The organism is Streptomyces brevispora, from assembly GCF_007829885.1.
Classification (GTDB): Bacteria; Actinomycetota; Actinomycetes; order Streptomycetales; family Streptomycetaceae; genus Streptomyces; species Streptomyces brevispora.
Genome location: NZ_VIWW01000001.1, coordinates 6032264 through 6052322, shown reverse-complemented (window position 1 = coordinate 6052322; position 20059 = coordinate 6032264). Strand labels below are relative to the sequence as shown.

The window sequence follows — 20059 nt, the reverse complement described above, 5'->3', positions numbered from 1 at the left end:
TCCCCAGGAGCCACCCGTGACGATCACCTCTCCCCACCTCGGCAGTTCGCAGGCGTGGACCGACGCCCAACTGCTGTACGCGCTGGAAGAGGTGGTGGAGAAGGAACTCAACCGCCATCTCAAGGTCGCCAAGGACTGGATGCCCCACGAGTACGTGCCGTTCTCCGACGGCCGGAACTTCCCCGGCGTCTTCGAGGACGGCGAGGCGTGGGAGTCCGAGCAGTCCAAGGTCACCGACATCGGCAAGATCGCGCTGGTCGTGAACCTGCTGACGGAGGACAACCTCCCCAGCTACCACCACGAGATCGCCTCGCTCTTCGGCCGCGACGGCGCCTGGGGCACCTGGGTGCACCGCTGGACGGCCGAGGAGGGCCGGCACGGGATCGTGATGCGCGACTACCTGCTCACGTCGCGTGCCGTGGACCCGGACAAGCTGGAGCAGTTCCGGATGGCGCACATGGCGGAGGGCTTCGAGTCCGACAACCGGCATTCGATGCTGCACTCCGTGGCCTACGTGGCCTTCCAGGAGCTGGCGACCAGGGTGTCCCACCGGAACACCGGCCACCAGTCGGGCGACCCGGTCTGCGACCGGATGCTGGCGCGGATCGCCACCGACGAGAACCTGCACATGGTCTTCTACCGCAACCTCCTCGGCGCGGCCTTCGAGCTCGCACCCGACCTGACCATGCAGTCCGTGCGCGATGTCGTCGTGAACTTCCGGATGCCCGGCCACGGCATGCCCGGCTTCGAGCGGGCCGCCGCGCAGATGGCGATCGGCGAGATCTACAACATGCGGATCCACCACGACGACGTCATCCAGCCGGTGCTGCGGTACCTGAAGGTGCTGGACATCGACGGTCTGGGCCCGGAGGGCCTGAAGGCCCAGGAGGAGCTCGGTCTGTACATGAACGGACTGGACGCCGAGGCCTCGAAGTTCGACGCGAAGCTGGCCGCCCGCAAGGTGCGGATGGCGGCCCGCGCCCAGGCCTGACGGCCCGCACCGCGTGTCCCCCGCGGGGCCGGGCCGCTGGCAGCCCGCCCCCGCGGATGTGCAGGTGGGGTGCCCCCTCACCGCGGGCGCGGGGACCGTACTCTGTGCCCGTGAAACCTGTGACGCGTTTCGTTCTGTTCGCCGCGCCGATAGCCATCGCCGCCTCCATACTCTTCAACAGTGGAGGCGGCGATCCCGAACTGCCCGAGAAATCCCCGACGGCGGCGGACCCTGCCGACTCGTCCGTGGGCCCCGACCCGTACGCCGCCGCGAACGAAGAGGAACGCCGGCAGCTGGACGAGCGCGTCGAGGCGATGCCGGCCGGACTGGACGCGCCGGCGATGCGTGAGCTCGCCTGGAAACTGCTGGCGACCTCGGAGAGTTCGACGCTGGACTGGCGCAGTCAGTACGCCACGATCCGCGACAACAACGACGGCACCGGCTACACGGCCGGGATCGTCGGATTCTGTTCCGGTACGCACGACATGCTCACGTTCGTCGAGGCGTTCACCAAGGACCACCCGGACAGCCCGCTGACGCACTTCGTCCCGGCCCTGCGCAAGGTCGACGGCACCGCCTCGCACAAGGGTCTCGACCCCGGCTTCACCGCCGCATGGAAGAAGTCGGCCGCCGACCCGGCGTTCCGCGCCGCGCAGGACCGGATCAGGGACAAGCAGTACTTCGGGCCGGCCGTCCGGCTGGCCAAACTGGACGGGCTCGGCACCCTGGGCCAGTTCATCTACTTCGACGCCATGGTGCTGCACGGCCCCGGAACGGCCCCGGACGCCTTCTACGGAATCCGGAAGACCGCGCTGGCCGAGGCCGACACGGTCGACGAGGGCGGCGACGAGAAGGTCTACCTGGACGCCTTCCTGGACGCCGCGCGTGTCGTGATGAAGTCGAAGAAGACCCAGCACGACACCTCGCGCATCGACACGGCGCAGCGGGAGTTCCTGTACGACGGCAACCTGGGGATGAAGCCGCCGCTGACCTGGAAGATGTACGGCGAGACGTTCCACGTCGAGTCCTGACGCGAGCGGCCGCCGACTCAGCGCCCGGCTCAGGCCGCCACCTCGGTCCCCTGGTTGCACGCGCAGGGCGCGCTCACGCCTGTTCGCGCCCGACTCTGCGCAGCCGGTCCCGCTCCTTCTCGGAGAGACCGCCCCACACGCCGAAGCGCTCGTCGTTGTCGAGGGCGTACTCCAGGCAGGCCAGACGCCCTTCGCAGGCGTTGCAGAGCTGCTTGGCCTCCCGGGTGGAGCTGCCGGGGGCGGGGAAGAAGAACTCGGGCCCCGCTTGCGCGCACAGCGCTGTCTCCTGCCAGGCGAGAGCGGGGTCGGTCGGGGTGTTGATCAGCATGACGCACACAGTGCCGTGCCGCGATAAACGACTGATCAACGATCCATCAACCATCGGCCGCGGGCCTTCGCCGGGTCAGCCGGCGGGCGTCTCGGCGCTCTTGATCACGGCGAACGGCGCACCGTGGGGATCGGTGACGTTGGCGAACCTGCCCACGCCCTCCATCTCCAGCGGTTCCAGCGTCAGCTTGCCACCCAGCCGCTCGGCCTCCGCCACCGTGGCGTCGCAGTCGTCGACCTCGATGTACGGCAGCCAGTGCGGCCCCACGACCGCCCGTACCGGTACGGCCCCGAGCGGGACGAGCCCGCCGAAGCCGCTCTCGTCGCCGCCTGCCGTCCGGACCATGGTGTACGAGCCACCGCCGCCCGGATAGGGCATCTGGCTGCTCTCCCACCCGAGGACAGCACCGTAGAACGCCGCGGCGGCCGGGACGTCCGGGGTGTACAGCTCCACCCAGCACAGGCTGCCGGTGTCCCCGACGACCCCGAGTCCCGGAAGCTGCTTCGGCTGCCAGATACCGAAGTACGCCCCGCCCCGGTCGGTGAATCCGCCCATCCGGCCGAACTCCAGCACGTCCATGGGAGCGAACGGCACCGTCCCGCCGGACTGCTCCACGAGCTGCGCGGTGGCATCGGCGTCCCCCGACTGGAAGTACACCGACCACGAGGACTTCGCCTGCTCCTCGGTGACCGTCATCGCACCCGCGACCGTCTTCCCGGCCAGCGAGAACATCCCGTAGCCACCGGTCTCGGGACCTCCGGCCTCGTACTCCCAGCCGAAGAGGGCGGTGTAGAAGGCCGTGGCCCCATCGAGATCCGGGGTGCCGAGATCCATCCAGTTGGGGGCTCCGTCGACAAAACGGGTGGTGAGCATGGTGCGCTCCTTCGGTGGTCCCGTTCTCGGACACATCAGGTTCTTCCTGGTGCGTCCGAGTCTTGCACCGGGTACGGACAACCGCAGCGCGGTCCGCACCGCTGTGGACCGCGCTGCCGTACACCGTTGCCGCACACCTTTGCCGTACACCGCAGGAGGCGGCCGACCGCCGTTCAGCGGGTGATGCCCAGGGCGGGGAGCACCGTCTCGGCCACCCGGTGGGCCTCCTCCAGCAGCGGATTGCCGGAGAGGATGAAGGTGTCCACGCCCAGCTCCGCGAACTCCTCGAGCCGTTCGACGACCTGCGCGGTGGATCCCACCACGGCCGTTCCGGGACCGGGGCGGAAGAGGCTCATGCCCGGCCACAGGTTCGGGTGCACCTCCAGTTCCCGGGCGCGCGCGGGAACCTTCCCGCCGTGCTGGCGGAACTGCCTCTGCCAGCCCACCCCGTCCTCGCCCGCCCCGTCACCGAGCCGGCGCGCGTACGTGGCGTCGCTCGTGACGTCGAGGAGCCGGTCGGCCGCGGCCCATGCCTCGTCCTCCGTGTCCCGGACGATGAGGTGCAGCCGCAGCCCGACCCGGAGCGTGCGGCCGTACGCGGCGGCCCGCATCCGGACCTTCACCAGCTTCTCCTTCAGCAGGTGCTGGGGCTCGCCCCAGGTCAGGAACACGTCGACGTGTTCGGCCGCCATCTCGATGCCGGGGTCGGACGAGCCGCCGAACCAGAGCGGGATGTGGGAGTCCTGCACCGGCTTCAGCTCGCGGAAGGAGGCGCCGGCGTTCTTCAGGTCGTAGAAGCGGCCCTTGTGGTCGAAGACCTCACCGGCCGTCAGCCGCTTCACGATCGACCAGTACTCGGCGCTCAGCTCGTACCGTTCGTCGTGCTCCACATGGAGGCCGTACTCCTGCAGCGACTTGGTTGAACCGTTGACCACGTTGAAGCGCAGCCGGCCCCCGAAGAGGGTGTCGAAGCTGAGCGCCATCTTGGCCAGCAGGGTCGGTGAGATGAGTCCGGGGTGGACGGCGAGCAGGGGCTTGAAGCGGGTGCTGGTGGAGGCCGCGAGCGCGCTGCCGAGCGGCCAGACGTCGTACAGGTCGGTGGCGAGCAGCGCACCGCTGTAGCCGAGCCGCTCAACCGTTCCGGCCAGCTGGGCGAGGTAGCCCAGGTCGACCGGGCGCCGCCCCTCCGGCTCCCAGGGATAGGCGCCCTCGCGCGGGATGATGTACCAGAGGACTTCGGTCGCCATCGCGTCATACCGCCTGATCCGCGGCCTTACGGGCACGCGCGTGGTCCACGGTGACCGGCCGGTCGATGAAGCCGGTGCGGTGGAAGATGTCGGCGGCCTCCTGCTGCTCCGCGATGAACGCGTCCGTGACCGGCTCGATCGTCCAGGGCAGGGTTTCGAGCGCTGTCTCCCAGTCGTCCGCCGATCCGCCCAGGTCGGCGGAGGCGATCTCGGCCGCCCGCCGGGGGTGGGCCGCCGCCCATTCGTCGGCGCGCCGCAGTGCCCGGGTCAGTGCCTCGATGACGTCGGGCCGGGACTCGGCGAGGTCGCGGCGGGTGAAGAAGACCGAGCGGTCGCTGATGACGTCACCGGTGCGGATCAGGGTCCGCAGACCGCCGGTACGCCGGGCGGCGGCCAGCCGTTCGCCCTGGGCGACCCAGGCGGCGATCTCGCCGGTGCGCACCAGTCGTTCGCTGTCGTCGGTGCTGCGGACGGCGGTGATGTCGGCGGCGTAGGAGAGCCCTGCGTCGTCGAGGGCCTTGGCTATCAGATGGGTCTGCCAGGAGCCGATCGCGAGGTGCACGGTCGAGCCCTTGAGGTCGGCGACCGTTCGCACCGGGCTCTCCTCGGGGACGAGGAGGGCGCCGTGTTCGGGGCGTGGGGCGGAGACCGCGGTGTAGACGATGTCGTGGCCGGCTGCCTGGGCGGTGATCGGCGGGGTCGATCCGGTACCGCCGAAGTCGATGACACCGCTGGTCAGGAGCTCACCGGTACGCGCTCCGTTGGTGTACGGGTGGAAGACGACGGTCTCGCCGAGCGGGGCCAGCTCCTCCTGGGCGAAGCCCAGACGGGAGAGGTGGTACAGGTGGTAGAGGGACGGGTTGCTGCTGTGGACACCTATGGTCAGGGTCATTCAGATCACTCCGGCTTCGGCACGGTCGGGGTAGGGGGTGGGTTTCGGGGCGGTCTCGACCCCGAGGTCGTCCAGCAGGCGGCGGCGCAGCGCCGCGAACGCCGGATCGCCGGGGTCGCGCGGCCGGGCGACATCGACGCTCTCGTCGGTGACGAGCCGCCCGTCGCGCAGGACGGCGACCCGGTCGGCCAGCCGTACGGCCTCGTCGACGTCATGGGTGACCAGCAGAACGGCCGGCCGGTGTCTGCTGCACAGCTGACCGACCAGGTCCTGCATCTTCAGCCGGGTCAGGGCGTCGAGTGCGGCGAACGGCTCGTCGAGCAGCAGGAGTTCGGGCTTACGTACCAGGGCCCGGGCCAGTGCGACGCGCTGGGCCTCGCCACCGGAGAGAGTGGCCGGCCAGGCCTCGGCGTGACGTTCCAGACCGACCTCGGCAAGTGCCCGGAGCCCGTGTGCGGAACGGCTGCGCGGCAGCGCGACCGTCACATTGGCGAGGACCGTCTTCGACGGTACGAGGCGGGGCTCCTGGAAGACGATGGTGCGGGCCTCCGGAACGAGCACCTCTCCCCCGTCGGCGCCGTCGAGGGCTCCGAGGATCCGCAGGAGTGTGGTCTTCCCGCTGCCGCTGGCGCCGAGCAGGGCGACGAACTCCCCCCGGGCTATGTCGAGTCGCAGCCCGTCGAGGACGGCCCGGTCTCCGAAGACGCGGCGCAGGCCCCGTACCCGTACGGCGGGAGCGGCGGTCGCGTCGGCGGTCATCGGGCCACTCCCTGCGGGGTGCGCCACGGCATCAGTACGCGTTCCAGCAGCCGTACGAGGATGTCGGCGGCCAGTCCGAGGAGCCCGTAGACGAGGATGCAGACGGCGAGGATGTCGGTGCGGGCGTAACTCTGGGCCTGGGACATCAGATAGCCGATGCCGGCGGTGGCGTTGATCTCCTCCGCGGCGATCAGCGCGATGACGCTGAGTGTCGTGGAGAGCCGCAGCCCGGCGAGCAGGGAGGGCAGCGCGCCGGGCAGGACCACCTCGCGCACGAGGGCGAACCGGCCCATGCCGAAGCTCCGCATGGCCTCGATGAGTTTCGGGTCGGTGTTGCGCACCCCGCTCGATGTCGACACGTACATCGGGAAGGTGGTGGCGACGGCGATGAGCAGGACCTTCGCCGTCTCGTTGATCCCGAACCAGACCATGAACAGCGGTACCAGGGAGAGGAAGGGGATCGTGCGCAGGGTCTGGAGCGAGGAGTCGAGGAGTTCGTCGCCGAGCCGGGTGAAGCCGGTGGTGATGCCGAGGGTCAGACCGGCGGCGAGACCGATGAGAAGGCCGAGTCCGGAGCGGGTGAGGGAGGTGGTGAGGGCGTCCGGCAACTGCCCGTTGCTCCACAACTCCCCTACAGCACGCAGCACTTCGGTAGGAGATGCCAGTACGTCGGGGGTGAGGAGTCCGGTCGCGGAGGCCACCCACCACAGGGCCAGCAGTGCCACCGGGCCGATGGTGCGGACGGCGAGCGCGTAGCCCCGGCCGCGGGCCCTGCGGAGCTGGGGGCGCGGTACGACGAGCCCTGTGGGCGGGGCCTCGACGGCGCTCGGCTCGGCACGTGGCCGGACGGGTGCGGGCGGCGCCGCGGTGGTGGTGGTGGTGGTGTCGCTCATGTCAGTTTCCCGGTGTCGAGGAGGTGCGCGGCGACATCGACCTCGGCCTTGGTGACCTTCTGCTCCGCGTAGAACGCGGCGACGTCCTTGAAGCGCTTCGTGTCCTGCGCGCCGATGGGCTCGACCGTGCCGCCCTTGGCGGTGAACTCCGTCTGGACCGCCTTGGCCTTTCCGGTGACGGCGGTCGGGCCGGCGTCCGTGAAGACATTGAGGTACGCGGCCGGGTTCCGCTTCTCCTTGGCGCTGGCCTCGTGGAGGTACCGGTAGAGGGCCTTCACGACCTTCGGGTGCTGCTCGGCGAAGCCCGTCCGCACCGCGTTGAGGCTGTAGTTGTCGGAGCCGATCGCCGCACCGTCGGCGACGAAGTGCGCCTTCCCGCTGCCGATCTCGGCGACCGCGTAGGTGGCCCAGACGGCCCAGGCGTCGACGTTTCCGGCGTTGAAGACCGCCGCGGTCTGATCGGGCCGCAGATAGACCCGGGTGACCTTGTCGGCCGGGATGCCGGCCTTGGCGAGAGCCTTCAGCAGCAGGTACTCACCCGTGCCGCCCTGGTTGACGGCGACCTTCCTGCCGACCAGATCCGCGACCGAGCCGATCCCCGAGCCGTTCCTGACGAGGATGCCCTCCCCCGCCGCGTCCGGCGCGACGGCGGTGAAGAACTTGAAGCCGGGCCGCTGGGCGAGCGAGGTGATGCCGGAGGTGATGGAGCCGGTGGCGATGTCCAGCTGGTCGGCGTTCATCGCCTGGGCGGCCGGGGCGAAGGGACCGGCACTGCCGGTCCACCGCACCTGGGCGCCCACCTCGGACAGGGCCTTGTCCAGGCTGCCGTCCTTCTTGCCGAGGGCGAGCACACCCGAGTTGCCGGGGTCGGGGATGCGGACGGTCACGGTGGAACCGCCGCCGGGGCCCTTGCCGGCACTGTCGGCCCCCGAGGACCCGGAGGACCCGGAGGCCCCGCAGGCGGTGAGGGCGACGAGCGCGGTGACCGTGAGGAGCGCCGGAGCGATCTTCGTACGCAGTGATCCGGGGAGATTCATGATGAGGGGTCCTCTGGGCTCATGGTGCGGAGGTTCGGCGGGCCAGTGCGGTCGCGCGCCGCAGCGGCCCGGGGTCGGCCCAGGCCGCGACGTCCACGGGCTCGGGCAGGAATCCGTGGGTACGCAGCCCGGTCTCCTGCTCGGCGAGCAGGGCGAGGCGTTCGGCCGACAGGTCGGGGTGGAGGGTGAGGTGGGTGCCGGGCCGGTAGGCCCCGGCGACACCGTCGGCCCCCGCCCCGGTCTCCGCGCCGAGGATGCGGTCGACCTCGGCGGGCTGTCCGGCGGCCCAGTCGGCGGCCCTCAGCAGCACGGCGAGGAAGCGGTCGACGAGGTCGGGACGGTCGTCGAGGAGCTGCTGGTGAACGGTGATGGGGCGCGGGGTGCCGTTGTTGACGCGGAACCGGCGGTCGGGCAGTTCATCGAGCTCGACGGCCACCTCGGCGCCGGCCCGACGCGCGGCCTCGACGGCCAGGGCGCCCTTCACGTACACGGCGTCGACGTCACCGCGCCGCAGGGCGGCCAGTCCGGCCGCCCACTGGCCCTCGTGTCCGGCGGCCGGTACGTCGACGAGCACCGCGTCGTCGAGCGAGAGACCGGCGGAGGCGAGCGCGCCCTCGAAGCCGCGCAGCGCCATGGCCCGCCAGAAGTCGATGGCGATGTCGTGCTCCGGCACGGCGAGCCGCAGCCCGCGCAGTGCGTCGGCGCCGCGGATTCCGGAGCCGGGCGCGACCAGTACCGTCTGCCGTTCCTCGATCCAGGTGAGCCCGACCAGCCGGGTCCGCTCGCCGCGCGAACGGGCCCACAGGGCGGGGACGTTGCCGCCCTCCCGGAAGAGTCCTGGCAGGGCGTGGGTGTAGTGCGTGGCGCGGTCGGCGTCCGGGGCGGCCTCCTGGAGGGAGCGCACGGCGATGCCGTCGGCGGCGAACTCGTCGGTGAGCCAATGCCGGTCGGCGGCGATGCCGGTGGCGGTGGGTACGGGACAGCGGGTGAACCAGAGCGTCCGGGGCAGGACGGCATGCGTCATGGAGTCTTCCCGAGGATCGGCGAAGCGGGGGGTGGGTATGGCGCGTACGTCCCGGATCCGGGCAGCGCGTACCGCAAGGGGCCCGTGCCGCGTCGGGGCGACGCGGGAGACGGGCGGCCGGAGGGGGTAGAGCGGTGCGGAAGGGGCGGAGAGGTCAGCGACAGGCGGCGCTGGACACGCGGGCCAGGTCTATGTGACGGCGCAGCGTGAGGGCGAGCGGGACCGGAGCGGCGTGGGCGGGGGTCGCGGTTCGGCGGCCGGCCATGGCACTGCTCCCTTCAGCTCGTCGGTGGTGACGGGCTGCAGCCTGCCACGGACCGGATCCGGCCCACAACTCGCTTCCCATGATGTGGGACCGGACATGAACACGGTGTTTCCTGGCGCCGTCCGACGCCTGTGGACCTCCCGTGATGCGGCGGCCGCCCGCCCCCTGAGCTGCCGCGCCCGTCCCGGTTGTCAGCGGCGCATGGGACGATATGAGTCGCTCCGGCCGGCTGCCGGACGGAGCGGCGGTGAGACTGCGGGGGACAGAGGTACGTACATGACTGAGGCCGGGTCCACGGAGAGTGGGACGCCGACCGGGCGGGCGGCCAGGGAACTGCTGGCGCGGGCCGACGGGCTGCTGGGCGCGGCGCGCGAGGTGCTGGGCGATCACGGCCGCGCCGTCGACGCCGTGCGGGAGGCCCTGGATCCCCTGCTGGACGCCCTCGTCCACGGCGAGCTGTCGGCCATCCCGGTGTCCCGGCTCAAGGACGTCACCGAGGGCCGGCTGCGCATCGGCGCGGTCGAGCAGGCCGGTTTCACGACCGTCGGGCAGGTGCACGGGGCGAACCGCTACGAGCTCCGCCAGATCCCCGGAGTCGGCGCGCAGACCGCCGACCAGGCGCTCGCCGCGGCGGGCCAGATCGCCCACGCGGTACGGGACACGGTCACGGTGCGGATAGCTGTGGACACCCCGGACGACGCCACGACCGCCCTGGTCACCGCGTTGTACCGGCTGGTCGAGGCCGGACCGGATGTGCGGCGGGCCGTGGACGCGGCCCGTCGGCTGACCGAGCGGCTGGATCCGCTGCTGGCCGGTGCGGCGCCCGCGAGGGGGCGGCTGCGGATGCTCTTCACCGGGCGGCCGGACCGGCTGCGGGCGCTGGCCGCCGTCGCCGGTGTCCAGGCGGTGATGGCCGATGCGGCGGAGCGTGAACTCCCGCTGCTGTTCGGCCAGGTGTCGGTGGATCTGCTGCGCTCCCCGGACTCCGAGGTCGCGGCCTGGGTCGACTTCGAGGTGCGGTCCGCCGAGTACTACAGCCTGCTCGCCGAGATGTCCGGCACCGGTCCCGACCGGGACGCGGCGGAGGGGTTCCTGCCGTCCGGGATCGCCGACCGGGTCCGCGGGCTTCGGCTGGACGACGCCCGGCTGCGGGTGTCGCTGCGCGGCTACCAGTCGTTCGGTGCCCGCTTCGCGCTCGCCCAGAAGCGGGTGATCCTCGGCGACGAGATGGGGCTCGGCAAGACCGTCCAGGCCATCGCCGCGCTGGCCCATCTCGCGGCCCGGGGGGAGACTCATTTCCTGGTGGTCTGTCCGGCGAGCGTGCTGATCAACTGGACGCGGGAGGTCCGGGCCCGTTCCACGCTGCACGCGCTGCCCGTGCACGGTCCGGACCGGCAGAACGCGTTCGCGCAGTGGCGCGAGAGCGGTGGGGTGGCCCTCACCACGTTCGACGCCCTGCACACCCTGCCCGTCGCGGGCGACTGCGGCATACGGCCCGGCATGCTCGTGGTCGACGAGGCCCACTACGTCAAGAATCCCGCCACCCGCCGCTCCCGCGCGGTGTCCGGCTGGTCGCAGCGGACCGAGCGGGTGCTGTTCCTGACCGGTACGCCGATGGAGAACCGGGTGGAGGAGTTCCGCAGCCTCGTCCGTCAGCTCCAGCCCGAACTGGCCCCGTCGATCAGCAGCAGCCACGGCGCCGCCGGTTCGCAGGCGTTCCGCCGGGCCGTCTCTCCCGCGTATCTGCGCCGCAATCAGCAGGACGTCCTCACCGAACTCCCCGCGCTGGTACAGGTCGACGAGTGGGAGGAGTTCAGTGCGGCAGATCTGCTGGCCTACCGCGAGGCGGTGAGCGCCGGGCAGTTCATGCGGATGCGCCGGGCCGCGTACGCCTGTCCGGGCACTTCCGCGAAGCTGAACCGGCTGCGCGAGCTGGTCGCGGAGGCCGCGGGCAACGGACTGAAGGTCGTGGTGTTCTCGTACTTCCGTGAGGTGCTGGAGACGGTCCGGCAGGCCCTGGGCGAGGAGGTGTTCGGCCCGCTGTCGGGGAGTCTGGCGGCGGCCCGGCGCCAGGAGCTGATCGACGGCTTCTCGGCGGCGGTCGGCCATGCGGTCCTGCTGAGCCAGATCCAGGCCGGCGGGATCGGGCTCAACATGCAGGCCGCCTCGGTCGTCATTCTCTGCGAGCCGCAGATCAAGCCGACGATGGAGCACCAGGCGGTGGCCCGCGCCCACCGGATGGGCCAGATACGCACGGTCCAGGTGCACCGGCTGCTCGCCGCGGACAGCGTCGACCAGCGCATGCTCGACATCCTGGCCCGCAAGGAGCGGCTGTTCGACGCGTACGCACGGCGCAGCGACGTCGCCGAGACGACGCCGGACGCCGTGGACGTGTCGGACGGGTCGCTGGCCCGCCGCATCGTCGAGGAGGAGCAGCAGCGCCTTGCCGCGGAGGCGGGACCGGCCGGGGCGCCGGCCCCGGGGACGGAGAGCTAGTGGCCGTCGTGCGCCGCGGCCCTGTCCGATGTCCTGGCGTCCGAGGTCCTCGGCTCCGGGGGCTTGGCGCCGGATGCCCTGGAGCCCGATGCCTTCGTGTCCGGGGTCTTCGCACCGGGTGTTGAAGCGGAGGGCGATGTCATGGCGTGCGCCTCGTGTCCCGGCACCGTCCCGTCAGGCTTGGCGACCAGCAGCATCCCAGCCATGCCCATGTCGGAATGGCTCTGCACATGGCAGTGGTACATCCACGCGCCGGCGCCCACGTGTTCGCCCGCGATGATCTGGAAGCCGAAGGAGTTCGCAGGTCCGACGATCTTCGTGTCGATGACCTTGGACGGGTCGTCGGGGCCGGTGAGCAGGCCCGTACGGTTGTCCGCCCAGCGATGACCGTGGATGTGGAACGTGTGGTAGTAATCGCCGTGCGTGATCATGACGACTTCGAGCCGGTCCCCCACCGTGGCCTTGAAGTCGGGGCCCTTTCCGGCAGACTTGTTGTTGATCATCATGTCGTTGAAGACGATCGTGATCGTCTTGTCCGGCAGGATGTCGCCCTTGCGCCGGACGATCACCGGCCCGTACAGCCCCTTGCGGATGCCGCCCGTGCCGTGGTCGGTGCCGACGACATGGTCGTGGTAGTGCCAGTAACCCGCACTGCCCGGCTGCCAGGTGCCGTCCTTGCGCCGGCCCGGGGCATGGGTGCGCCAGGTGTACGTACGGGTGTCGCCCGGTTCGACGATGCTCTTGTTCATCCGTGTGCCGTCGCTCGCGATGTCGTAGTCGACGCCGTGCGCATGGAGACTGGCCGCCACGTCCATCGTGTTCTCGAACTCGATGTGCAGGGTGTCGCCCTCGTTGATCTCGATGAGCGGGCCGGGGATCGAGGGCTTGCCTTTCTCCAGCCCATATCCCATCTGACCGTCCGGCAGCTTCTCCGCGTACATCTTGAGATGGCGGACCACACCTCCCGCCGGTGCCGTCCGGGGAGGGTTCTCGGCCGAGGTGGCCTCGATCGCACCGAGGGACAACGATGTCACGCCGGTCGCCGCCACCACCCCGCCGCCCAGCAGAATCCGCCGGTTGAAGTTCCTTCGGTCCATGTCGAACTCCCCACTTTCAGACGGGTGTTGCGGAGAAACCCAAGACAACTGCGGCACACGGCGCAGCGCTGCGCAGGTCACGGTGGTCGACGCCGTCGGGCACAGGTGAGCTCGGGGACGGGGCATACCGTAGCCCGGGGATCTTTGTTTATCCACACTAAGGACAAAGTTCGTTTCATTACTGCCATAGCTATTGGCGAGTCGCGAAAAGAGGTCTAGCTTCATGCGCTGTTGCAGTGACCAAAGAGGGGTGGGTGACCACATGCAGCGCACACCACATCACAGGTCCAGATCACGAAGCGGACTCGCGGCGGCCTTAGCGGCCGGCGCGCTGACCGCGTCCCTGCTCGGCGGCAATGCCGCCAGTGCCAGGCCGTATCCCGGACCGCAGGAGTCCATGGCGACAACGTTGTCCCTGCCGTCGCCGCCCGGCGGCGCCAACGTGAAGGTACTGGTCTTCCATGCCTCCGCGACCGAGGAGTCCCCGCCGGTCGACGCCGGAATCGCGGCGATCGAGAAGATCGGGCTCACCGGGCCGGAGGCGGGCCGCTTCAAGACCGTGGCCAGCGACGACCCCGCCGTCTTCACCAACGGCAAGCAGCTCGGAAAGTACAACGCCGTCGTCTTCCTGACGGGCGGCGGCGATGTCCTGGACCCGGAGCAGGAGGCCGGTCTGGAGGCGTACATGGAGGCCGGGGGCGGCTTCCTCGGCATCCATGACGCGGCGCGCACCGAGCCGTACTCGGACTGGTTCACCGGACTGGTAGGTGCGCGCCCGGCGGCCGGCAGCCCCACCTCCGTGCAACGTGCGACGGTGGAGATCGGCGACCGGCAGCATCCGGCCACCAAGAACCTCCCGCTGGAGTGGAAGCGTCCCGACAAGTGGCTGAACTGGAAGCAGAATCCGTCCGGCGACGTGCACACCGTGGCTCGGGTCCGGGAGATCACCTACCAGCCCGGGGCGAGCGCCAACGGCTGGGACCACCCGGTCTCCTGGTGCCGTGACTACGACGGCGGCCGGTCCTTCTACACCGCGATGGGCGGTACGGTCGACAGCTTCGCGGAGGCCGACTTCCGTGACCACCTGCGCGGCGCGCTCGACTGGACGACCCGGATCTCCCAGGCCGACTGCAAGGCGACGATCACCTCCAACTACAAGGCGGAGCGAGTCACTCAGCCCAACCAGCCGGGTACGAACGACCAGATCGGCGAACCGCACGGGCTGGTGACCGCCCCCGACGGACGTGTGCTGTACATCGGCCGCGGCGGCGCCGACAGCAGTGTGCCGGTCGTCACCGACTGGGCCGACCCGAACGTCGGCAAGGGCCTGGGCCAGATCCATGTCTACGACCCGAAGACCAAGAAGGTCACCCTCGCCGGAGAGCTGACGGTGTTCGGCAACAAGGGCGGCGGCGACGAACTGGTCAAGGTCGAGGAGGGTCTGCTCGGCATCGAACTGGACCCGGACTTCGGGAAGAACGGCTGGGTGTACCTGCACTACACACCCCACGAAAAGATCGACCGCGACAAGCAGATGGCGGTCCGTCAGGTCTCCAGGTTCACCATGGACCTGGCCACGAACAAGCTGGACCTCTCCTCCGAGAAGGTGCTGCTGCACTGGCCGGTCCAGATCCACAGCTGCTGCCACGCGGGCGGCGGCATGGCCTGGGACTCCAAGGGCAACCTGTACATCGCGGCCGGTGACAACAACTCCTCCGGCTTCAGCGACGGGTACTCGGGCAACAACCCGGCGCCGAACTACAAGGGCGTCTCGTTCGCCGATGCCCGGCGCACCGCGGGCAACACGAACAACCTCAACGGCAAGATCCTGCGGATCCACCCCCAGGACGACGGCACCTACACCCTGCCGGAGGGCAATCTCTTCACCGGCAAGGAGCCGGACGAGGGCGGCGGCAAGACCCGTGGCGAGATCTATGTGATGGGTGTGCGCAACCCGGCGAGGATTTCGGTCGACAAGTCGACCGACACGCTCTACGCGGGCTGGGTCGGCCCCGACGCGGGCGCCCCGAGCACCACCTGGGGCCCGGCCAAGTACGACACGTTCGCCGCGATCACCAAGGCGGGCAACCACGGCTGGCCGTACTGCATGGGCAACAAGCAGCCCTACCGGGACCGTAATCTGCCCGATCCGGGCAAGCCGCTCGGCTGGTACGACTGCGACCACCCCAAGAACGAGTCGCCCAACAACGACGGTCTGGTGAACCTGCCGCCGATCACCTCCAACACCATCTGGTACTCCCCGCAGGGCGGCGGCGTGGACTACCCGCGCGACGCGAAGGGCATCCCGAGCTACAAGGTGGAGGAGCAGAAGGAGCTCCTGCCCTGGCTCAGGGGCGGCGGCCAGGCCACGATGAACGGCCCGGTCTACCGGTACGACCCGGCGAGCACCAGCGCCGGCAAATGGCCCTCCTACTGGGACGGCAAGTGGTTCGTCGGCGACTTCTACGACGACACCCAGCCGCGGCACGCCGTGCTCACCGACCCGAAGACGGCCGGCAAGGGCGGACTGCCCACGCACGCCGAGTCCCTCAAGAAGATCATCCCGGTCGGCGCGGACGGCATCCGCAACCTGATGGACTGGAAGTTCGCCCCGGACGGTTCGCTGTACGTCCTGGACTACGGGCGCGGCTTCTTCACCTCCGACTCCAAGTCCGCGCTGTGGCGCGTGACGTACAAGGGCGGCGCACCGACCCCGGCCGTCAAGGACCTGGCCAGGAAGGCGGCAGTGCAGTGAGACACCGTTCGATCTTCTTCCGAAGGCGGTCGCGGCCCGCCCGGCTGTTACTCGCCCTGCTGGGGTCGTTCCTGATGGTGCTGGGACTGACCTCGACGGCGGCCTACGGGCGTACCGCGGCCCCGGTCGAGGCGGCGGCCGACCAGGTGCTCACCTGGACGGCGGGCAACCCCATCGACCACTATCTGTCCGCGCCGAAGACGGCGGTGGCCGGCAAGGCGACCATCGTCTTCGAGAACAGTGTGGGGACCGGGAACACCTCCGGTATGCCGCACACGCTGACCTTCAGCGTCTCGGACCCGGAGTTCAACAACGACGTACCCCTGAACCTGCTGGCCAACCCGGGCGACGACCGGGGCGGCAAGCAGACCGCGGAGGTCACGCTCACCCCCGGCCGGTACTTCTACCACTGCACCATGCCGGGGCACGAGGCGATGCAGGGCATCCTGACCGTGACCGACGGGGGCGGCACCGAGGACACCACCGCTCCCGAGACGTCGGCGAAGGTCGACGGCGACAAGAACGCCGACGGCGCGTACATCGGTCAGGCGACGGTCACCGTCGCGGCCACCGACGAGGGCTCGGGCATCGACACCGTCGAGTACGCCGTCGGGGCCGACGGTGCCTGGCAGCCGTACACCGCGCCCGTCGTCGTGAACGAGGTCGGCGCGCACGCCATCCGCTACCGCGCCACCGACAAGGCGGGCAACGCCGCCGCCGGGAAGACGGTGGAGTTCACCGTCGCCGCACCGCCGACGGACGACACGACGCCGCCGGAGACCTCGGCGACCGTCTCCGGTGAGAAGGACGTTCAGGGGCGGTTCCTGGGCATGGCGACGGTCACCGTGACCGCCTCCGACACCGGGTCCGGCGTCAACACCATCGAGTACGCGCTCGGAGCCGACGGTGCCTGGCAGTCGTACACCGGGCCGGTGATGGTCCACGAGGTGGGGGCCCAGAAGGTCCGCTACCGCGCCGCCGACAAGGCGGGCAACGCCGCCGCGGAGAAGGCGGTGGACTTCACCGTCGTCGAGCCGCCGACGCAGGACACGACGCCGCCGGAGACCTCCGCGAAGGTCGCGGGCGACAAGAACTCGGACGGCGCCTACCTGACCAGCGCGAAGGTGACGGTCACCGCGACCGACGCCGGCAGCGGGGTGGACAAGATCGAGTACTCCCTCGACGGCGGCCCCTACCTCGCCTACTCCGGCACGGTCATCGTCGACCGCGTCGGCTACCACACCGTCGCCCACCGGGCCACGGACAAGGCGGGCAACACCTCCGAGGCGAAGCGGGTGGCGTTCACCGTCGCGCAGAGCGGCGGCGTACCGGCGCCGAACTGCCCGGAGTTCGACGAGCGGCTCACCGTCATCGTGGGCACCGTCGACACCGGGGTCCCCAACCGCATCACCGGCAACCGCTGCACGATCAATGAGCTGATCGAGGACGAGAAGGACTGGTCGTCGCACGCGCTGTTCCTGAAGCACGTCGACAAGGTTCTCGACCAGCTGTTCACCGCCGGGGTGGTCGACGCCCGCGAGCAGAAGAAGATCTACAAGGCCGCCAAGCAGTCGGGGATCGGCAAGCCGGGCCAGGACGAGGGCTATCGCAAGCTCTTCGACGGCACGGCCGCGTCGCTCGCCAAGTGGCAGCAGGTCGGTGGCGGGCAGTTCGCGCTGAACGAGGCGGACGGTTCGATCACCAGCTCCACCACGGTGGACGGCATGGGCATGCTCTGGTTCCCGGGCCGGCAGTACGGGGACTTCTCGCTGAAGCTCCAGTGGCGGGACGACGCCCCCGGTACGGGCAACGCCAACGGCGGTGTGTTCGTGCGGTTCCCGAACGTCCACGACAATCCGGAGGAGTCGAGTCCGGAGTGGGTCGCCATCAAGTACGGCCATGAGATCCAGATCAACGACCGGCCGGACGGCGACATGTACAAGACCGGTTCGGTCTACGGATTCGACCGGGTGGGTCTCGGCGGCGCCGGGGTCACCCCCAAGGGCACCTGGAACGACTACGAGATCCGGGTGGTGGACCAGCACTACTCGATCTACCGCAACGGTGTTCTGCTCAATGAGTTCGACAACAACGGCGGTCAGCTCTTCGAGCCGCCGCGGGACGACGACCCGGGCACCGACGGCCGGCGGTACGCCTCCGGCTACATCGGGCTCCAGGTCCACAGCACCTCGGACGTGATCTCCTACCGGGACATCCGGATCCAGGAGCTGTAGTCACGACGTTCCGGGAGTGGTTCAGGTGGCCGCGGCCGCATGCTGAGGCATGTGGTCGCGGCCTCCCGGGTGCCGGTGGCGCCATACCCAGAAGACGGTGCAGGAGACCAGCGACCACGCCGCGAGCACCAGGAACGGGAAGATCCGCTGATGCCCCTGGTAGTAGACGGCGGTGTGCTGGGCGTTGACGGAGGCACCCGGGGGCAGCCAGCGCCCGATGTGTCCCAGCAGCGAGGGCAGCAGCGGCCAGGACACGGCTCCGCCGGAGGACGGGTTCCCCAGGAGCACCATCAGTCCCCAGGTCGGGAGCATGGCCCAGCGCCCCATCAGGGTGTTGAACATGGTGAAGACCATGCCCGAGGTGAACATCGTGAACGCCAGGATCAGCCAGGACTCGAGGAACGGCAGATCGACGGCGCCCAGCCACCAGTCCACCACCGCGGCGATGGAGAACGCGCCGAGCATCGAGTAGGCGATCGTGAACACGATCCGTTCCAGCGGGGTCAGCGCGCGGGCGTGCACGCTCAGCTGGATGGAGCCTACGAAGCCGACGATGACGGCGGCGAGCGAGATGTAGAAGAGCGCGAGTCCGCGCGGGTCGCCCTTCTGGAGCGGTTTGACGTCCGTGACGGAGACGGGGACGCCGAGCCTGTCCCCCACCTTCACCGCGGACTCGGTGAGCAGCTGGGCGACGGCGGCTCCGGAGGCGCCGGCCACATCGAGTGACACCCCCGCCCCGTGGAGCCGCACGATCGCGAAGACCTCCTGTTCCTCCAGTGCCTCGCGCGCCTGGACGCCGGTGTCGTACCGGTGGACGTGCAGAGAGGTGTCGAGCGCCTCGTCCATCGCGGTGACGAACGCCCTGCCGCGGGCCGTCTCCTGGAGGCTGACCACGGCGGTCGGGATCTGGTGCGGGGTCGGGTTGGCCATCGCGTACGTGTACGAGCCGGCGAAGAGCCCGGCGGCGGCCGCGAGGATGAGGAGCAGGACGGTCGCCGGGAAGTAGGGGGAATCCTTGTACGACACCCACTTCTGGCGTCGGCTCAGCGGCCGGCCGTGCGCTCCGTGCGGCGGGGTGGGCTCGGATCCGGGCGGAGCCGGGTCGGGGGCGGGGTCGCTCATACATCGCCGTCCTCGTCGTGCCGGGCGCGGCTCGGCTGGACCCGTTTCGGTTCGCCGGGCATCTTCGGGTACTCCGGCGGGTACGGCATGTCGCCCAGCCCGCGCTCCTTCTCGTCGCGGTCGGCGAGCTCCAGCAGCTGGTCGAGCCGGAAGGCGTGCTCGTCCATGTCCGCGTGCACATCGCCCGCTTCCGCGTACCGCGCCGGCATGGTCCGGATGTCGAAGTCGCGCGGTTCGGCGTCGTCGATCTCCTCCCAGCGCAGGGGTGCCGAGACCGGGGCGTGCGGGCGGGGGCGTACGGAGTAGGCGGAGGCGATCGTGCGGTCCCGGGCGGTCTGGTTGTAGTCGACGAAGATCCGCTCGCCGCGTTCCTCCTTCCACCAGGCGGTGGTCACCCGGTCCGGCATCCGGCGTTCCAGTTCGCGGCCCGCCGCGATGGTCGCCCGCCGGACCTCGGTGAACGTCCAGTGGGCCTCGATCGGGACGAAGACATGGATGCCGCGGCCGCCGGAGGTCTTGGGCCAGCCGCGCAGGCCGTGGTCGTCCAGTACGGAGCGCAGCTCGTGGGCGGCCCGTACCGCGTCGGCGTAGTCGGTGCCGGGCTGGGGGTCGAGGTCGATGCGCAGCTCGTCGGGATGGTCGGTGTCACCGCCCCGGACGGGCCACGGGTGGAAGGTGAGCGTGCCGAGGTTGGCGGCCCAGATGACGGCGGCCGGCTCGGTGGGGCAGATCTCGTCGGCGAGGCGGCCGCTGGGGAAGGCGATCCGGGCCGTGGGGATCCATTCGGGCAGGTTCTTCGGGGCCCGCTTCTGGTAGAAGAACTCGCCCTCGACCCCGTCCACGAAGCGCTGGAGGGTGGTGGGCCGGTCGCGCAGGGCGCGGGTGATGCCGGGGCCCACGGCCAGGAAGTACTCGGCCACGTCCCTCTTGGTGTAGCCCTTCTCCGGGAAGTAGACCTTGTCCGGGCTGGACAGGCGGACGGCCCGTCCGCCCGCGTCCAGCTCCACCGCTTTGC

At 70.2% G+C, this 20059-nt stretch carries 17 protein-coding genes; 5 read left to right on the top strand and 12 right to left on the bottom strand.

Features of this window, described 5'->3' with window-relative positions; translation table 11 throughout:
- Positions 1 to 16: 16 nt before the first annotated feature.
- Positions 17 to 991: an acyl-ACP desaturase gene (locus FHX80_RS27825; RefSeq protein WP_145766707.1), complete on the top strand. Its 975-nt coding sequence runs from the start codon at positions 17 to 19 to the stop codon at positions 989 to 991.
- A 119-nt stretch (positions 992 to 1110) separates the two neighbouring features.
- A complete protein-coding gene (locus FHX80_RS27820) occupies positions 1111 to 2022 on the top strand; it encodes a chitosanase (RefSeq protein WP_145767535.1) in 912 nt (303 codons plus the stop codon).
- A gap of 73 nt (positions 2023 to 2095) precedes the next feature.
- On the opposite strand, the gene FHX80_RS27815 is transcribed toward FHX80_RS27820, so the two are convergent.
- The 9 genes from FHX80_RS27815 to FHX80_RS36660 all read right to left on the bottom strand — a co-directional run bounded on the left by FHX80_RS27815 (position 2096) and on the right by FHX80_RS36660 (position 9340).
- Complete coding sequence (locus FHX80_RS27815; RefSeq protein WP_145766706.1) at positions 2096 to 2350, bottom strand: WhiB family transcriptional regulator; 255 nt, start codon at positions 2348 to 2350, stop codon at positions 2096 to 2098.
- A gap of 75 nt (positions 2351 to 2425) precedes the next feature.
- Complete coding sequence (locus tag FHX80_RS27810) at positions 2426 to 3223, bottom strand: VOC family protein (protein WP_145766705.1); 798 nt, start codon at positions 3221 to 3223, stop codon at positions 2426 to 2428.
- A gap of 173 nt (positions 3224 to 3396) precedes the next feature.
- Positions 3397 to 4470 (bottom strand): LLM class flavin-dependent oxidoreductase, encoded by a 1074-nt coding sequence (locus tag FHX80_RS27805; protein WP_145766704.1) that lies wholly within the window; start codon positions 4468 to 4470, stop codon positions 3397 to 3399.
- Between the two features lie 4 nt (positions 4471 to 4474).
- Positions 4475 to 5362 carry an ABC transporter substrate-binding protein gene (locus FHX80_RS27800; RefSeq protein ID WP_145766703.1) on the bottom strand — a complete coding sequence of 296 codons (888 nt, stop codon included), beginning with the start codon at positions 5360 to 5362 and terminating at the stop codon, positions 4475 to 4477.
- Positions 5363 to 6121, bottom strand: coding sequence for an ABC transporter ATP-binding protein (locus tag FHX80_RS27795; protein ID WP_145766702.1), 759 nt, complete (start codon positions 6119 to 6121; stop codon positions 5363 to 5365).
- Positions 6118 to 7014: an ABC transporter permease gene (locus FHX80_RS27790; protein WP_145766701.1), complete on the bottom strand. Its 897-nt coding sequence runs from the start codon at positions 7012 to 7014 to the stop codon at positions 6118 to 6120. Before FHX80_RS27790 ends, FHX80_RS27795 begins: the two co-directional genes overlap by 4 nt.
- Positions 7011 to 8051, bottom strand: a complete 1041-nt coding sequence (locus FHX80_RS27785; RefSeq protein ID WP_145766700.1) for an NrtA/SsuA/CpmA family ABC transporter substrate-binding protein — start codon at positions 8049 to 8051, stop codon at positions 7011 to 7013. Before FHX80_RS27785 ends, FHX80_RS27790 begins: the two co-directional genes overlap by 4 nt.
- Before the next feature lie 19 nt (positions 8052 to 8070).
- Positions 8071 to 9075, bottom strand: a complete 1005-nt coding sequence (locus tag FHX80_RS27780) for an ABC transporter substrate-binding protein (protein WP_145766699.1) — start codon at positions 9073 to 9075, stop codon at positions 8071 to 8073.
- A gap of 154 nt (positions 9076 to 9229) precedes the next feature.
- Positions 9230 to 9340, bottom strand: a complete 111-nt coding sequence (locus tag FHX80_RS36660; RefSeq protein WP_311309001.1) for a putative leader peptide — start codon at positions 9338 to 9340, stop codon at positions 9230 to 9232.
- A 276-nt stretch (positions 9341 to 9616) separates the two neighbouring features.
- Here FHX80_RS36660 and FHX80_RS27775 point away from each other — a divergent pair, with 276 nt between their 5' ends.
- Entirely contained in the window at positions 9617 to 11836 is a 2220-nt protein-coding gene (locus tag FHX80_RS27775; protein WP_145766698.1) for a DEAD/DEAH box helicase, read from the top strand.
- Here FHX80_RS27775 and FHX80_RS27770 read toward each other — a convergent pair.
- On the bottom strand, positions 11833 to 12933 hold the full coding sequence (locus FHX80_RS27770) for a multicopper oxidase domain-containing protein (protein WP_145766697.1): 1101 nt from the start codon (positions 12931 to 12933) through the stop codon (positions 11833 to 11835). The genes FHX80_RS27775 and FHX80_RS27770 overlap by 4 nt on opposite strands.
- Positions 12934 to 13195: 262 nt before the next feature.
- On the opposite strand from FHX80_RS27770, the gene FHX80_RS27765 reads away from it, so the two are divergent.
- Both FHX80_RS27765 and FHX80_RS27760 read left to right on the top strand, forming a co-directional pair.
- Entirely contained in the window at positions 13196 to 15688 is a 2493-nt protein-coding gene (locus tag FHX80_RS27765) for a ThuA domain-containing protein (protein ID WP_145766696.1), read from the top strand.
- Positions 15685 to 17922 (top strand): OmpL47-type beta-barrel domain-containing protein, encoded by a 2238-nt coding sequence (locus FHX80_RS27760; RefSeq protein ID WP_145766695.1) that lies wholly within the window; start codon positions 15685 to 15687, stop codon positions 17920 to 17922. The genes FHX80_RS27765 and FHX80_RS27760 overlap by 4 nt, the downstream gene beginning before the upstream one ends.
- Before the next feature lie 21 nt (positions 17923 to 17943).
- On the opposite strand, the gene FHX80_RS27755 is transcribed toward FHX80_RS27760, so the two are convergent.
- Both FHX80_RS27755 and ligD read right to left on the bottom strand, forming a co-directional pair.
- Positions 17944 to 19044: an ABC transporter permease gene (locus tag FHX80_RS27755; protein ID WP_145766694.1), complete on the bottom strand. Its 1101-nt coding sequence runs from the start codon at positions 19042 to 19044 to the stop codon at positions 17944 to 17946.
- Positions 19041 to 20051, bottom strand: coding sequence for a non-homologous end-joining DNA ligase (gene ligD, locus FHX80_RS27750; protein ID WP_145767534.1), 1011 nt, complete (start codon positions 20049 to 20051; stop codon positions 19041 to 19043). Before ligD ends, FHX80_RS27755 begins: the two co-directional genes overlap by 4 nt.
- Positions 20052 to 20059 lie beyond the last annotated feature (8 nt).